Origin of the sequence: Kitasatospora sp. SC0581 (assembly GCF_048159585.1) — a bacterium.
Lineage (GTDB): Bacteria > Actinomycetota > Actinomycetes > Streptomycetales > Streptomycetaceae > Kitasatospora.
The window spans coordinates 99,713-113,796 of sequence record NZ_JBLRWA010000006.1; the positions used below are offsets into that span (position 1 = coordinate 99,713).

14 protein-coding genes are annotated in these 14,084 nt (G+C 74.4%); 6 read left to right on the forward strand and 8 right to left on the reverse strand.

The genetic code is table 11. The features are described 5' to 3' along the window. Window positions 1-41: 41 nt before the first annotated feature. The 4 genes from ACLWS4_RS12960 to ACLWS4_RS12975 all read right to left on the reverse strand — a co-directional run bounded on the left by ACLWS4_RS12960 (window position 42) and on the right by ACLWS4_RS12975 (window position 5,319). Window positions 42-2,072, reverse strand: coding sequence for a flotillin family protein (locus ACLWS4_RS12960; RefSeq protein ID WP_049655427.1), 2,031 nt, complete (start codon window positions 2,070-2,072; stop codon window positions 42-44). Between the two features lie 124 nt (window positions 2,073-2,196). Next, window positions 2,197-2,925 (reverse strand): hypothetical protein, encoded by a 729-nt coding sequence (locus ACLWS4_RS12965; RefSeq protein ID WP_387974917.1) that lies wholly within the window; start codon window positions 2,923-2,925, stop codon window positions 2,197-2,199. Between the two features lie 350 nt (window positions 2,926-3,275). Beyond that, a complete protein-coding gene (locus tag ACLWS4_RS12970) occupies window positions 3,276-4,397 on the reverse strand; it encodes a PucR family transcriptional regulator (RefSeq protein ID WP_387974920.1) in 1,122 nt (373 codons plus the stop codon). 145 nt (window positions 4,398-4,542) lie between these two features. Beyond that, window positions 4,543-5,319, reverse strand: coding sequence for a GntR family transcriptional regulator (locus tag ACLWS4_RS12975; RefSeq protein WP_074005604.1), 777 nt, complete (start codon window positions 5,317-5,319; stop codon window positions 4,543-4,545). Window positions 5,320-5,667: 348 nt separating this feature from the next. Here ACLWS4_RS12975 and ACLWS4_RS12980 point away from each other — a divergent pair, with 348 nt between their 5' ends. From ACLWS4_RS12980 to ACLWS4_RS12995, 4 genes are all read left to right on the forward strand, one after another. After that, window positions 5,668-6,426, forward strand: coding sequence for a tyrosine-protein phosphatase (locus ACLWS4_RS12980; protein WP_181970700.1), 759 nt, complete (start codon window positions 5,668-5,670; stop codon window positions 6,424-6,426). Between the two features lie 38 nt (window positions 6,427-6,464). After that, entirely contained in the window at window positions 6,465-6,977 is a 513-nt protein-coding gene (locus tag ACLWS4_RS12985; RefSeq protein WP_416874192.1) for a hypothetical protein, read from the forward strand. A gap of 24 nt (window positions 6,978-7,001) precedes the next feature. Beyond that, window positions 7,002-7,193, forward strand: a complete 192-nt coding sequence (locus ACLWS4_RS12990; RefSeq protein WP_416874193.1) for a hypothetical protein — start codon at window positions 7,002-7,004, stop codon at window positions 7,191-7,193. A gap of 116 nt (window positions 7,194-7,309) precedes the next feature. Further along, a complete protein-coding gene (locus ACLWS4_RS12995; protein WP_375873220.1) occupies window positions 7,310-7,873 on the forward strand; it encodes a DUF4291 domain-containing protein in 564 nt (187 codons plus the stop codon). A 77-nt stretch (window positions 7,874-7,950) separates the two neighbouring features. On the opposite strand, the gene ACLWS4_RS13000 is transcribed toward ACLWS4_RS12995, so the two are convergent. Beyond that, window positions 7,951-8,832, reverse strand: coding sequence for an ABC transporter permease (locus ACLWS4_RS13000; RefSeq protein WP_416874194.1), 882 nt, complete (start codon window positions 8,830-8,832; stop codon window positions 7,951-7,953). Further along, window positions 8,829-9,740: an ABC transporter ATP-binding protein gene (locus ACLWS4_RS13005; RefSeq protein WP_416874195.1), complete on the reverse strand. Its 912-nt coding sequence runs from the start codon at window positions 9,738-9,740 to the stop codon at window positions 8,829-8,831. Before ACLWS4_RS13005 ends, ACLWS4_RS13000 begins: the two co-directional genes overlap by 4 nt. 134 nt (window positions 9,741-9,874) lie before the next feature. On the opposite strand from ACLWS4_RS13005, the gene ACLWS4_RS13010 reads away from it, so the two are divergent. Next, window positions 9,875-11,140, forward strand: a complete 1,266-nt coding sequence (locus tag ACLWS4_RS13010) for a sensor histidine kinase (protein ID WP_416874196.1) — start codon at window positions 9,875-9,877, stop codon at window positions 11,138-11,140. After that, a complete protein-coding gene (locus ACLWS4_RS13015; RefSeq protein WP_049653795.1) occupies window positions 11,137-11,799 on the forward strand; it encodes a response regulator in 663 nt (220 codons plus the stop codon). The genes ACLWS4_RS13010 and ACLWS4_RS13015 overlap by 4 nt, the downstream gene beginning before the upstream one ends. A 104-nt stretch (window positions 11,800-11,903) precedes the next feature. Here the strand turns inward: ACLWS4_RS13015 and ACLWS4_RS13020 are convergent, their stop codons facing one another. Together ACLWS4_RS13020 and ACLWS4_RS13025 are read right to left on the reverse strand one after the other, a co-directional pair. Continuing rightward, complete coding sequence (locus ACLWS4_RS13020; protein WP_198959494.1) at window positions 11,904-13,004, reverse strand: hypothetical protein; 1,101 nt, start codon at window positions 13,002-13,004, stop codon at window positions 11,904-11,906. 358 nt (window positions 13,005-13,362) lie between these two features. Further along, complete coding sequence (locus ACLWS4_RS13025) at window positions 13,363-14,073, reverse strand: hypothetical protein (protein ID WP_416874197.1); 711 nt, start codon at window positions 14,071-14,073, stop codon at window positions 13,363-13,365. Window positions 14,074-14,084 lie beyond the last annotated feature (11 nt).

A 14,084-nucleotide genomic window follows, 5' to 3' on the forward strand; every position in this document is an offset into this window, starting at 1 on the left:
GGCGTGCCCGCTCAGCGCGGTCGGCGTGCCCGCTCAGCGGATCACTTGGAGCCGTTGGCCGAGGCGAGCCCGCCGGCCAGCGCCCCGATCGGGGTCTCCGCGACGCCCAGCTTCCGTGCCGACTCCAGCAGTTGGCGCAGCTGACCGGCCTGGTCGCCGGCCCCCGAGCCGATCAGCTTCATCAGCAGGGCCGACACCGTCAGGTTCTGCACGTCGGCCGTGGAGACCGAGGAGAGCACCCGGGTGAGGTCGTCCGTGAAGCTCGCCCGCCCGTCCAGCCAGGGCCCGGCCAGCGTCTGCGCGGTCTGCGAGTGGGCGACGAAGGCGTCCACGCTCTTGCCGGCCGACACCGACTGCACCAGCCGGTCGAAGAACACCGAGTCCCCGCCGACGATGTCGATCTTCGCCTTCTCCAGCCCGGCCGCGACCAGCGCCGCCTGGGCCTCGGCGATCTGCCGCTGGGTGTCCAGCCCGGCCAGCCGGACGTCCTTCTCGGCGGCCAGCCGCAGCCGGTACTCCTCGTGCCCGCGCGAGGCCTCGTCCAGCTTGGCCATCGCCGCGGCCTTCTCGGTCAGGCCCTCGGCCTCGGCCTTCAGCCGGCCGCCGATCTCCAGCGCGGCGGCCTTGGCCTTCTCCGCCTGGACGACGGCCTCGGCACGGCCGACCTTCTCCACCGCCGCGGCCTCCTGCTCGCGGACCTGGACCCGGGCCAGGCCCTCGGCCGCGGCCTCCGCCCGGACGCCCTCGGCCATCCGGATCTTGGCGGCCGCGTCCAGCTCGGCGGCCTGCTGCCGGGCCTCGGCCAGCACCAGCGCCTCGCGGGCCTTGTGGGTGGCGGCCTGCTCGGCGGCCTCCGCGGCCTTGATGTCCTTGACGAGCTTCTCCTGCGCCTCGGCCTCGGCCTGGATCACGACGGCCTTGCGGACGCGCTCGGCCTCCTCGGTGGCGCGCAGGGTCTTGACGGCCTCCTCCTGCTCGGCGACGGTGCGGTCCACCGCGACCCGCTCGCGGACCACGTCGGCGACCTCGCGCTTGGCGGACTCGAGCTCCTTCTCCTTGGCGATCGTGGCGAGCTGGGTCTCCCGCTCGCGGCCGACGACCTCCAGCAGGCGGTCCTTCTCGATCCGCTCGTTCTCCACCGCGATCACCCGCTCGCGGTTCTTCTGCGCCACCGCGACCTCGCGGGCCTGGTTCTCCCGCTGCACCCCGAGCAGCTCCTCGGTGCGCAGGAAGGCGGTCTGGGCGTTGAGCCGCTCCTCCTCCTGCACCCGGGCGATCACCGCGTCCTCCTTGGCCCGCAGGGTCTCGATCTCGCGGCGCTGGCGGATCTCGGCGTCGGCCTGCCGGCGCTCCAGCTCCAGGACGGCCTCCCGGGCGTCCACGTTCTGCCGGGTGATCTCCTTCTCCTCGGTGCGCTGGTACTCGTTGGTGCGCACGTGCTCGATCGCGGTCAGCTCGGTGATCTTGCGGATGCCCTGGGCGTCCAGGATGTTGTCGGCGTCCAGCTGGTTCATCGGGGTCTGTTCCAGGTGGTCGATCGCCGCGTCCTCAAGGGTGTAGCCGTTGAGGTCGGTGCCGATGACCGCGATGATCTGGTCCCGGAACTCGTGCCGGTGGGTGTACAGGTCGGTGAAGTCCAGCTGCTTGCCGACGGTCTTGAGCGCCTCGGCGAACTTGACGGCGAAGAACTCCTGGATCGCCTGCGGATCGCTGGCCCGGGCGGTGCCGATCGACTGCGCGACCTTGATGACGTCCTCGACGGTCTTGTTGACCCGGACGAAGAACGAGATCCGGATGTCCGCGCGGATGTTGTCCCGGCAGATCAGACCGTCCCGGCCGGCCCGGTGGATCTCCACCGTCTTGGCGGTGATGTCCATCAACTCCGCCTTGTGGAGCACCGGGAGGACGATCGCGCCGGTGAAGGTCACGTCCACCTTCTTCGTCCGGGAGACGATCAGTGCCTTGCCCTGCTCGACCTTCTGGAACAGGCGGCCCACGAACAGCAGCATGGCGAGCAGGATGAGCAGCACGACGGCGACGAGCACGCCGAAACCCACGGCGATGGTGTCCATCACGGAGTCCTTTGACGAGATGGCGAGTTGGAGCGAAGAGGTGGTGCGAGGAGTCGATGCGAAGAGGTGGTGCGAAAGGGAAGTGCGGTGGCGGAGGGCCGGCCGGGGAACGGGAGGCCGGGGATCAGACGCCGGTGGACGGCGGGTCGAAGGGCGCCACCAGGAAGTGCTCGCCCACGGCGTCGTAGTCGAAGATCAGGGCGGTCCGCCCGGCCGTCAGGCCCGGTTCGGGCTCCGCCGTGCGGACCTGGACGGTCGCGGTGGAGCCGTCCTCCGCGGTGACCTCGGCCTGCCCGAAGTCGGCCGTCACCCGGCCGGTCCGGATCACGCAGACCCGGCCGACGAAGTCCCCCCGGGTGGCCGGCCGGTCCTGCGGGAACAGCCGCGACAGCGGCCGGACGAGCACCCGGGTGCCCGCCCAGGAGGCGGCCAGCGCGACGACGAACACGCCGCCGCGCGCCGGCGCCCCCGAGGTGAGGACGGTGCCGGCCAGGCTGACGAACCAGGCGAGCGCGACCAGCAGCGACACCGCCACCGTCACGGGCACCCCGCCCAGTCCCAGCGCGTCCAGCACGCCCGTGTGGTGGCCCGCACCGGGCCGGTCGGGTCCCCCGTCGGCACCGTGCCCCCCGGCACCGTGCCCCCCGTGTCCGACGTGCCCCCCGTGCTCGGCACCGAGGTGGTGCCCCGCGTGCCCGACGTCCATGTGGTGCCCGGCGTCGTGCCCCCCGTGCACGGCGCCGGGAACGAGGCCGCCGAACAGCATCAGCAACCAGTACCCGACCACCACCACCAGCGCGAAGCTGAACAGCGCCGTCGGAAAGGCCAGCGCGGCCGCGAAGAATCCCCCCATCCCGGCCACCCTCCCCCGCCTCTCCACCGGCGCCGCGCTTCGGCACCGGGGAGATCATGACAGCGCCGGGGCCCGTCGCACATTGCCAGGATCCGGCAATCTTTACGCCCTCTTGACACCCTGGTACACGCGGCCCGCGTGACACTGCAACAACCAGGCAACAGGACGGGCGCCGGACGGTCGCAGCGGCGCCGCGCGGGTTTCGCGCGGCGGGACCGCGGCGGCCCTTCCCGGGGCGGCGGGGACTACGGCCGTCGTGCCGCGCACTACGGCGGTAGTCCAGCGCACCACGGCGGTAGTTCCGCGCACTACAACGGTTGTTCCGAGCACTACAGCGGTAGTCCCGCGCACTACAGCGGTTGTTCCGGCCAGTTCAGCAGCCGCGCCCCCATGGCCGCGGTCTCCAGGGTAAAACGCTGGAGCGCGTCCGCCGGGTCGTACCCGGTGAGCGCCTTGATCCGCTCCAGCCGGTAGCCCAGGGTGCGCACGCTCAGGCCCAGTCGGCGCGCCGCCTCCGCGTTCACGTACGCGGCCTCCGCCTGCACCGCGATGGTGTCCAGCAGCGGACGGGCGCCGCCGCGCGCCTCGGTCAGCGGGCCGAGCACGGTGCGCACCAGGTCGGCCATGGCCGACCGGTCGCGCATCAGCACCGGGAAGACCAGCAGCTCCTCGGCCCGCAGCTGCCGGGCCGGCAGGCCCAGCCGCTGCGCGTAGTCCAGGGCGTCCAGCGCCTCCTCGTAGCTGCGCAGCACCCCGCTCGGCCCCGAGTGCCGGCGGCCGGTGGCCACCCGCCGGACCGGCTGGTAGCCGCGGCCGGTCCCCGGGCGCAGCGTCAGCTCGGCGAAGGCCTCCAGCACGGCCCGCTCGGAGTCCGGGGCGATGCACACCAGCCGGCCGTCCTTGCTGGCCAGCAGCACGTCCCGCTCGCCGAACCGCCCGGCCAGCTCCCGCTCCACCCGGTGCACCAGCGGATGGACGTCCGCGAACGGCTCGTCGCCCACCGCGACCGCCACCGTGTACGCGCCCGCCAGCCGCAGCCCGAACCGCTCCGCGCGCTCGGCGAGCAGCCCGAGGTCGCTGCGGCCGAACAGCAGGTCGTCGATGAACTCCCGCCGGGCGGCCTCCTCCTGGCGGACGGCCAGGCGCTGGGCCCGCTCGTGGCCCTCGCCCAGCGCGGCCAGCGCGGCGTCGGTGGCGGCCAGCACCGCGTCGCCGGTCCGGCGCAGTTCGGTGACGCTGCTCGCGGAGGTCGTCCCGGGCAGGGTCTGCCAGGCCCGCCGGGCCGCGGCCAGGCAGTGCGCGACCACCTCGCGCAGCCCGTGCCCGGCCTCGGCGCAGTGCTCGCCGAGCCTTCGCAGACGCTCCAGCTCCTCGCGGCGCAGCAGCCGGCCGGTGCGGGAGACGTCGGCGAGCAGCACGAGGTAGACCTCGGCCAGCTCGGTCGGTATGTCGTAGTCGATCTCCTCGGTCACCCTGTCCTGCCAACCCCCGTGCGGCCCGGTATTTCGGCGCTGAATTTATCAGGGGCGCTCCGGCCGGGAACGGGCGCGGCGGCCCCTGCCACCAGCCGAGGAGGCCCCCGCCACCGGCCGCTGCCGCCCGCCGCGGCGGCCCCCGCTACCGGTCCCGGAAGTGCAGGACGAAGCGGGCGCTGCTGCCGTCGATCCGCCGCCGCACGTACAGCGCCGGAGCGCCGTCCGGGGTGCAGCTGACCCCCTCGCGCACCAGCAGCGCGGTGCCCGGCGGGACGCCCAGCAGCTCGGCGTCCGCGAGGTCCGCGCCGACGGCGCCGAAGGCCCGCCAGTCGTACTCCAGCTCCACCCCGGCGGCCCGCGCCAGGTCCGGCACCAGGTTCCCGGGGCGGCCCGGCCGGACCAGCTCGGCGGGCAGCGGGCCGAACGGCACCCAGTAGCTGCACGCCGCCCGGGCCCGCCCGCCCAGCCGGATCACCGAGTCCACCCGGGACAGCTCCGCGGGAGTGCGGCCCAGCTGGCGGGCCGCCTCCGCGTCCTGCGCCGAGCCGGTGACGGGCGGGGCGGCCACCACGAACTCGCCGTCGGTGGACTCGTCGTTCGGCAGCGCGGTGGGCACGCTGCCGAGGTCGAAGCGCTGGCTGCGCGGGTCCACGGCGATCGACACCCGGACGGCGGGCGGGCGGACGAAGGTGCCCACGCCCCGGCGGATCTCCACCACGGCGGCCCGCTCCAGCTCCGCCACCGCCTGCCGTACGGTCAGCCGGTTCACGCCGAACTCGGCGCTCAGCTCGGGCTCGCTGGGCAGCCGGGTGCCGGGCGGGTAGGCGCCGGTGTCGACGCGCTCCTGGAGCCGGCGGGCCAGGCGGCGGTACACCGGGGTGTTCGGGGAGCTCGGGGTGTCCGGGGGGTTCGTCGCCACGGGCCCGATCCTACGGAGCCCGCCCGGGCCGCCCGGGCCGCCCGGCCCGCCCGGCCCGCCCGGGCCGCCTGCGTCGCTCGTGCCGCCCGTGCCGCCTGTGCCCCTCGTCACCGCTGGGGCCGCCCGGGCGCCGTGCCGTACGGGACACCGCGGCCCCCGGGTCGCCGTGGGCGGGCGATGGGCGTGGGATAGAAGGATGTACCGATCGAGGCCCGCGTCGGCGAGACCCGCGCCACCGAGGCTTGCCCGGCGGCCCCCCGAGGGGTTACACATCTAGACGTCTAGATGTCTCCGCCTCCGGATCTCCCCGTCTCCTCCCGGGTGCGGCCCCACCGAAAGGCCTCCCGCATGTCCCTGGTCAACTTCCGCGACGCCGCCGCCCTCGGCGACCCCGAGGGCCGGCGGGTCCGCCCCGGTGTGCTGTACCGCTCCGCCCAGCCGTTCCCGGCCGCCGACGAGGCCACCGTCGCCCAGCTGCGCGGCTGCGACATCCGCACCATCGTGGACCTGCGCGACCCGCGCGAGACCGACCCCGCCGACTGGGCCGCCGCCGAGGCCGCCGGGATATCCGTCGTCGCCGCCCCGGTGAACCCCGCCACCGACGCCCTCACCGCGCGGATGGGCACCATGGCCACCGCCGCCGACCTGGGCGACTTCTACGTCCTGCTGGCCGAGTCCGCGCCCGACGCGGTGGCCGCCGCCGTCGACGCCACCGTCCGCCCCGGCGCCGTCCTGCTGCACTGCGCCGCCGGCAAGGACCGCACCGGCCTGCTGACCGCCCTCCTGCTGGACCTCCTCGGCGTCCCCGCCGAGCACATCGTCGCCGACTACACCCGCACCGCCGACGCCCTCCCGCAGATCTTCGCGGGCCTCGCCGAGCGCCACCGCACCGCCCTCAACGACCGCACCACCTCCCGCGTCACGGACTCCCGGGGCCGCAACCTGACCATCCCCGCGCCCCTCCTGGAGGCCCCGGCCGAGGCCATGTCCGTCTTCCTCGACCGCGTCCGCACCCACCACGGCGGCGCCGCCTCCTTCCTCCCCTCCTGCGGCGTCCCGGCGGCCACCCTCGGCGCCTTCCGCACCAAGGCGGGCGCCGCCGCCTGAGCCCGACCTGTCGGAGCCCGCGCCTACGCTGGCGGGCGATGAGCTACCAGGCGATGTGGTTCCTGATCCCCGCGCCCGCCGACGTCGTCGAGCGGCACGGGCCGCGGCTGCGGGCGCTGCTCGACGCGCACGCCGCGGACCCGGGCAACCGGGCGCTGCGCCGTCGTTGGGAGCGGGAGGGGCTGGCGCCGGAGGAGTTGGAGGAGCTGGCCGTCGGTCCGCTCGGGGAGGACCCGGACGGCCTGTACGCGGTCTGGGAGGACTGCGGGACGGCCGGCCCGTGCGCCGCCGTCCAGGCCCGCAACCGCTACCCGGTGCTGGGGCTGGCGCACGGCCTCGGCCCGGAGCGGACGGCCGGGCTGCCCGGCTGGTTCGGGGACGTGGTTGTCGGGCCTGTCTTCAAACTCCCGTCGTCCGCCCGGAGGGCGGGCGGGGCGGCGTTGGGGTGCGTGCATCGCAAGGCGGAGGAGGGAGCCACTGCGGAGCATTGGCGACCGACGACAACGCGGCGAGGTGCGTGCCCCGGCGTCGCCCCGCAGACGCGAGTTTGAAGACAGGCCCGAGGGCCGGAGGAGGTGCGGGCCGCCCTCCCGGCCGTCGAGGCGGTGTTCGACCTGGACGGGGCCGAGCGACGGGCGGCTGAGCGGCGGGCCCTCGACGCCCTGTGGACGGACGACCTCTCCGGCCTCTTCGACGCCGTCCTCCCGGTCTGGCGGGCCGCAGCCGAGGCCGGTCACGGGCTGATCGGCGCGCAGTTCGTCCCATAGCGGTGCGCCCCTGGCGCCGTGCCCGTAGGCGTGCCCTAATCCCGTTGCACCGTGCCGTCGGTGCTGGCAGCGTGGCCGGGCGGGCAGCGTGCCGGGGCGGAAGGGGGTGGCGCGGGATGACCGCTCTGCGTGAGATCCGGGCCGACCACGACGGGCGGACGATCGTGCTCTACCAGGCCTACCCGCCGGCGATCGCCGACGCGGCGCTGGCGGCGGGCCGGTTCACGGCGCCGTTCGGCTTCCACCGGATGACGTGGATCAAGCCCTCGTTCCGCTGGCTGATGCACCGCAGCAACTGGGCGCAGAAGCCCGGCCAGACCAGGGTGCTGGCGGTCCGGATCACCCGGGAGGGCTGGGAGGAGGCGCTCGCCCGCGCCGTCCTGACCACCGCGCACCCGGACGTGGTGGCCCGCGCCGAGGTCCACGTGCAGTGGGACCCGGAGCGGTCGCTGCGCGGGGCGGCGCTGAACCACTACAGCATCCAGGTGGGCGTCGGCCGGTCGCTGGTCCGCCGCTACGCCGAGGAGTGGGTCGTCGGGCTCACCGACCTCACCCCGCAGGTGCAGCGGATCGCCGCGCTGGTCCGCGGCGGGCAGGCGGCGAAGGCGCAGCGGCTGCTGCCGCCCGAGCGCCCGTACCCGCTGCCCGCCGCGACGGCGCGGCGCCTCGGCCTGGGGTGACCCGAGGCCTGGGGCGACCAGAGGCCTGGGATGCCCCGAGACCTGGGGCGACCCGAGGCCCGGGGCGCCCCGATACCTCACACGTCCCGCCGCCGCACCACGACCACCGTCACCGCCACCGCCACCGCGCCCCACACCCCCATGGTGATCCACGAGTCCAGCACGCTCGGCGCGTACTTCCCCATCGTGGTCCTGGAGTTCGGTGTGATGGTGAGCCGCTGCACGGTGGCCAGCGGCAGGTGGGTGCCGATCTCCTTCAGCCACCGGTAGCGGTCCCCGCCGAACATCATCGGCAGGATGAACATCAGCATCACCAGCGACACGATCGAGGCGGTGGCGTGCCGCAGCAGCGCGCCCAGCGCCATCCCGATCAGCGCGCAGACCGGCACGATCGCCGCGTAGGCGAGCACGGCCCGCAGGCAGCCCTCGTCGGTGATGGAGAGCCCGACGTGCCGGGAGGCCAGCATCGCGTTGATGGTGAAGAAGGAGACCGCCGAGACGACGAGCCCGGCGAGCGCGGTGATCCCGCCGATCAGCAGCACCTTGGCCGCGATCACACCGCGCCGGTCCGGGACGGCGGCGAAGGTGGTGCGGATCAGGCCGGTGGTGTACTCGCCGAAGACGGTGATCGCCCCGAGGCTGCCGGCCGCGACCGCCATCAGGTCGCTCGCGATGCTGCCGAGGCCGTGGAACAGCGGGTCGTAGGTGTACGGGGAGCGCCCGGGCATCGGCGCGGGCGGGTGGTCGATGTACGTCAGGTCGGTGTGGACGGCGTTCACGTTGACCGCGATCGCCACCAGCGAGGCCAGCGCCAGCACCCAGTAGGTGGAGCGCAGCGAGCGCAGTTTGATCCACTCGGCGGCGAGCAGGTCGAGGAACCGGGGGGCCGGCTCGGCGACGGAACCGGTGGAACCGCCGGAACCGGTGGAACCGAGGGCCATGGCGTTCATGCTGCTCATCGGGCTTCTCCTGCCAGGTACTCGACGCTGTCGGCGGTCAGGGACATGAACGCCGACTCCAGCGACGACGTCCGGGCGGCCAGTTCGTGCAGCACCACGCCGTGCCGCAGCGCGAGTTCGCCGATCCGTTCGGCCGGCATCCCGGTGACGGTCCCGAACCCGGGCTCCGTCAGCCGTACTTCGGCCCCCTCCGCGCGCAGGACCCCGGCCAGCGAGGCGAGTTCGGGTCCCCGGACGGCCACCGAGGAGACCGCGTTGCGGGCCGAGAACTCGGCGAGGCTCTCGTCCGTGATCAGCCGGCCGCGCCCGATCACCACCAGCCGGTCGGCGGTGTGCTCCATCTCGGCCATCATGTGGCTGGAGACGAAGACGGTGCGCCCCTCGGCGGCGAGCCGGCGGAACAGCCCGCGCACCCAGAGCACGCCCTCCGGGTCCAGCCCGTTGAGCGGCTCGTCGAAGAGCAGCACCGGCGGGTCGCCGAGCAGCGCGCCCGCGATGCCGAGCCGCTGCTTCATGCCCAGCGAGTAGCCGCCGATCCGGCGCCCGGCGGCCTTGCCGAGCCCGACCTCGGCCAGCACCTCGTCCACCCGCCGGAGCGGGATGCGGTTGCTCCGGGCCAGGGCCGACAGGTGTGCCCGGGCGCTGCGCCCGCCGTGCACGTCGCCCGCGTCCAGCAGGGCGCCGACGTGCCGCAGGCCGCGCGGCCGGTTCGCGAAGGGCACCCCGGCCACGGTGGCACTCCCCCCGGTGGGGGTGTCGAGGCCCAGGACCATCCGCAGCGTGGTGGACTTGCCCGCCCCGTTGGGGCCGAGGAAGCCGGTCACGGTGCCGGGCCGGACGGTGAAGGTCAACTGGTCGACGGCCGTGGTGGCGCCGTACCGCTTGGTCAGTCGCTCGATCTCGATCACGGGGACAACGCTGCCGGTCGGGCCCCCGCCCGGGCATCGGGCCGCGGGCCACAACCGCGGGCGGCCGCACTGGCCCCGGGGATTACGCCCCCGGGCCAATGTGCCGCCGTCAGGGCCGCCGCTACCATCGCGTCATGATCACCGAACCCCGTCCGCCGCTGCTCAGGCGCCTGCCCGCGGGCGTGTGGGTGGGGGCGCTGTGGACGGCCCTGGTCGCGTTCCGCTTCTTCACGCGCGAGAACGAGCTGCACCACCTGCTGAACTACCACGGCAATCCCGAGGACATGCCGATGGTGGTCACCGCGGTGGTCACCACCCTGGTCGCGACGCTGCTGGTCCGGCTGCCGCTGCTCGCCGTCGTGGTGGCGCTCGGGGGCGGGATGTTCGCGCTCGGGATGTGGGGCGTCCCGGAGGCGGCGCCGCTCCAGTTCCTGATCGCCGACGCGGTGGTCGGCTACTGCGCGGCCACCCGCTCCCGCCGGGTCTCGCTCACCGCCCTGGCGCTGCCGCTCGCCACCCTCGCCGGGCTGCTGCTCTGGGGCGCCGTCAACGACTACCCCGTCAATCCGCTCGCCTACGGGGGCTTCGCGGCCACCGTGCTGATCGCCTGGCTGATCGGCAACACCGTGCACCAGGGCCGGGCCCACACCGAGGCGCTGCGCGGCCGGGCCTCCGAGCAGGCCATCACCGCCGAACGGCTGCGCATCGCCCGCGAGTTGCACGACATGGTGGCCCACAACATCGGCATCATCGCGATCCAGGCCGGCATGGGCAGCCGGGTCATGGACACCCAGCCCGCCGAGACCCGGGCCGCCCTGGAGGCGATCGAGGCCACCAGCCGGGAGACCCTGGCCGGGCTGCGCCGGATGCTCGGCGCGCTGCGGCAGGGCGAGGGGGAGCCGGCGCCGCTCGAAGTGATGCCCGGACTGGGCGAGTTGGACCGGCTGGTGGAGAAGGCGGCGGGCGCCGGGGTGCGGGTGGCGCTCACCCGCCGCGGCGAAGCCCGTCCGCTGCCGTCCGAGGTGGACCTCGCCGCCTACCGGATCGTCCAGGAGGCGGTCACCAACGTGGTCAAGCACTCCGGCACCCGGGACTGCCACGTCACCGTCGGGTACGGGCCGCGGGAGCTCGACGTCACCGTCGTCGACCTGGGCGCGGGCGCGGCGACCGGCACCCCCGGCACCGGCTACGGGCTGGCCGGCATGCGCGAGCGGGTCGCCCTGCTGGACGGCGAGTTCGCGGCCGGCCCGCGCCCCGAGGGCGGCTTCCGGGTCGCCGCGCGGCTGCCGCTCCCCGAGAGCCCGGCCGTGCAGACCCCGGCCGTGCAGACCCCCGTCGAGCCCGGTGTCGGGACCGCCGTCGGAACCGCCGTCGAGACCCCCGTGGAGGTGGGACCGTGATCCGTGTCGTCCTGGTCGACGACCAGCCGCTCATCCGCACCGGCCTGCGCGTGCTGATCGCCGACGCCCCCGACCTGGAGGTGGTCGGCGAGGCCGGCAACGGCGCCGAGGCCGTCGAACTGGTCGCCCGGCTGCGCCCCGACGTCGCCGTGATGGACATCCGGATGCCCGGCATGGACGGCATCGAGGCCACCCGCCGGATCACCGCCGACCCGGACCTGCCCACCCACGTCCTCGTCCTCACCACCTTCGACGACGACGACTACGTCTACGGCGCGCTGCGGGCCGGGGCGAGCGGCTTCCTGGTCAAGGACCTCGCCCTGGAGACCATCCTGGACGGCGTCCGGGTGGTCGCCGCCGGGGACGCCCTGCTGGCCCCCGGCATCACCCGCCGGCTGATCGGCGAGTTCGCCGCCCGCCCGGACGCCGACGCCGCGGCCAGGCCCCGCAGGCCGGTCGCCGAGGCCGTCACCGAGCGCGAGCGGGAGGTTCTCACCCTGGTCGGCCGGGGCCTGTCCAACGCCGAGATCGCCGCGGAGCTCACCATCAGCGTGGCCACCGCCAAGGCCCACGTCGCCCGGCTGTTCACCAAGCTCGACGCCCGCGACCGGGTCCACCTGGTCATCCAGGCCTACGAGTTCGGGCTGGTCAGCGCGTAGAAGCGTGTGAAGCGCGCAAGGAACGTAAAGCGCGTGGAGCGCGTCACGCGAGAGCGCCGGAGCGGGCCCGCACGGCCCACTCCGGCGCTCGCCTCACCCGGTCGTCAGTGGACGACCGCGTGCGAGATCTGGCAGCCGCTCACGCCGTTCGACCAGGTGCCCTGCATGGCGAACGAGCCCGTCGCGAACGTCACGTTCTGCGCGCCGCCCGTCCCGCCGACCCCGTTCCAGGAGCACTTGTCGGCGTTCTCGTACCCGGTCGAGTCGGTCCAGCCGCCCGCCGGGTTCTGGTCGGTGATGGTCTCCGAGTACTCGTGGCCGTACACGATGGTCACGCCGTCCAGGGTGCCCGCGCTGCCGCTGTTGACGTAGTTCTGGCCGCAGGAGCTGCCCATGTCGGTCACGTACGGGTCGTTGGTGAACGCCACGTCGCCGTACGGGGAGGAGGCCGCGCCGCCGCTCAGGGTGGTGTCGCCGTTCCAGTCGTGCCAGGCGCAGAAGCCCCCGTTCGGGGTGTTGAAGCCGTCCGGGTGGGTGCCGGTCGGCGACAGCACCACGTACTGCACGTTGCGGTTGGAGGCGGCGGTGGTGTTGCCGAAGTGCCCGGCCGCCTTCACGGCCTCGGCGGCCAGCTGGTTGCCGCTGGCCTGGCCCGGAGCGGCGGCGGACCCGTCGACCCAGACGCCGGCCAGCGCGCCGCCGGTCGGGTAGCCGACGTGCGTCGAACCGGTCGGGCAGCTGGTCGCGCCCGCGGCGACGCCCTCGCAGTACTGGGTCATGACGCCGGACCAGGTCTCGCTGTTGGTGCCGAGGCCCTTGAACAGCTGCTGTGCCCGGACGGCCTCGCCCTTCGGGTCGCCGGTCAGGGTGGTGTAGCCGCTGGAGTTGGTGCCCTGGGTGCCCCACTGGGAGCCCCAGAAGACCAGGTAGACCTTCGGCGCGCCGGTGGTGACGCCGATGCCGTCGACGCCACCGCCGTAGCTGAGGTTGTTGCCCGCGGCCTTCGCGGAGTTGCCGGCCTCCTTGGTCGGGTGCGCGCCGTGCCGGTAGGGGTGCGGCTGTCCGGCGAACTCGCCGGCCGGCCGGTTGTCCTGGGCGGCCTGGGCCGCCGGGGCGGCCGCGAAGCCGGCGGCGGCCAGCGCCAGGGCGCTGAGCCCGGTCAGGGCCCGCAGTCGCATCCGGCGGGAGGTGGGGGAGATGCCCATCGTGAGGGTTCCTCTCTGGTGCCGGCCGCGGCCGGGTACGGCGCGGCGGCACGGTGGGGGACGAAGGGGGAGGAGCACGACGACGGCGAGCCGGACCTGCCGGCGGCCCGTCAGGGACGACCAGCGGGGTGGGATGGGGGACCGGTTCACCGCCGACCGCCGGAAGCAAAGCACCGCCGCCGAAACCGCTTCAAGCACGCAAAGGGTAAGACCCGCCCCAAGGAACGCCCGGGCGGACGTAGCGAACGTCAAAAGCCCGCAGCTGGACGTGGGTTGATGCGCGTAGCGCAGCCGAATGCCAACAGTTGAGAGGCGCTTCTACACCGTATGCGCCGTCAGGTCGTCGCCGAAGGTCGACTCAGGGGCCCTCGACCTCGCCGATCCGCATGATCCGGCCGTGCGAGTCCAGCACCACGTCGTAGGCGTTGCCGTGGCAGCCGTACGGGTCGGCCGGTTCGCGCTCGGCCAGGCAGTCGTCGATGTGGGCGATCAGCTCGTCGAGGCGGACGGTCCTGGCCGGTTCGTCGTGGGTGACGTCGACCAGGGTCGCCGCCACGCCCGCCCCCGCGAAGCCGTAGTGGACGGGGCTGCCGACGGGCTCGTAGCGGGCGGAGCCGCAGCTGAAGCGGGCGGACCGGGCGGTGAGTTCGGCCGGTCCGGCGGAGACGACGACGAGGAACTCGTGGCCGGGGCGGCCGGTGGGAACGGCGCACCCGGGCCCGGCGGAAGACTCCGTGGAGGGCTCGGCTGAGGGTTCGTCGGGAGACGCGGGCGCGTCCGGCGAGTCCGGCGAGTCCGGCGGGGCGGGCACGTCGGGCGAAGCGGACGAGTCGGGCGAGGCGGAGGAGAAGGCGGCGGACGGCTCGGCCGAGCCGGAGTAGTACTCCTCCTCCTCGTAGAAGAGGCCGTCGTCCTCGTCCAGCAGGTCGTCCGCGCCCTCGTCGGCCAGCGCGGCGGCGGAGGCGGCGGCCACGGTGGGGCCGGAGTCGGCGGGCGTGCAGCCGGTGAGGGCGGCGGCGGCGCCGCAGGCCAGCAGGGCGGCGGCGAGGAGCATGCGGGGGGTGGCCATGACACAAGTCT

What these genes read in the sequence shown, in the direction of transcription:
- ACLWS4_RS13010 (WP_416874196.1), top strand. Translation starts at nt 9,875, where the DNA reads ATGATCACCGAACCCCGTCCGCCGCTGCTCAGGCGCCTGCCCGCGGGC.
- ACLWS4_RS12985 (WP_416874192.1), top strand. Translation starts at nt 6,465, where the DNA reads ATGAGCTACCAGGCGATGTGGTTCCTGATCCCCGCGCCCGCCGACGTC.
- ACLWS4_RS12980 (WP_181970700.1), top strand. Translation starts at nt 5,668, where the DNA reads ATGTCCCTGGTCAACTTCCGCGACGCCGCCGCCCTCGGCGACCCCGAG.
- ACLWS4_RS13025 (WP_416874197.1), bottom strand. Translation starts at nt 14,073, where the DNA reads ATGGCCACCCCCCGCATGCTCCTCGCCGCCGCCCTGCTGGCCTGCGGC.
- ACLWS4_RS13020 (WP_198959494.1), bottom strand. Translation starts at nt 13,004, where the DNA reads ATGGGCATCTCCCCCACCTCCCGCCGGATGCGACTGCGGGCCCTGACC.
- ACLWS4_RS12960 (WP_049655427.1), bottom strand. Translation starts at nt 2,072, where the DNA reads ATGGACACCATCGCCGTGGGTTTCGGCGTGCTCGTCGCCGTCGTGCTG.
- ACLWS4_RS12995 (WP_375873220.1), top strand. Translation starts at nt 7,310, where the DNA reads ATGACCGCTCTGCGTGAGATCCGGGCCGACCACGACGGGCGGACGATC.
- ACLWS4_RS12965 (WP_387974917.1), bottom strand. Translation starts at nt 2,925, where the DNA reads ATGGGGGGATTCTTCGCGGCCGCGCTGGCCTTTCCGACGGCGCTGTTC.
- ACLWS4_RS13000 (WP_416874194.1), bottom strand. Translation starts at nt 8,832, where the DNA reads ATGAGCAGCATGAACGCCATGGCCCTCGGTTCCACCGGTTCCGGCGGT.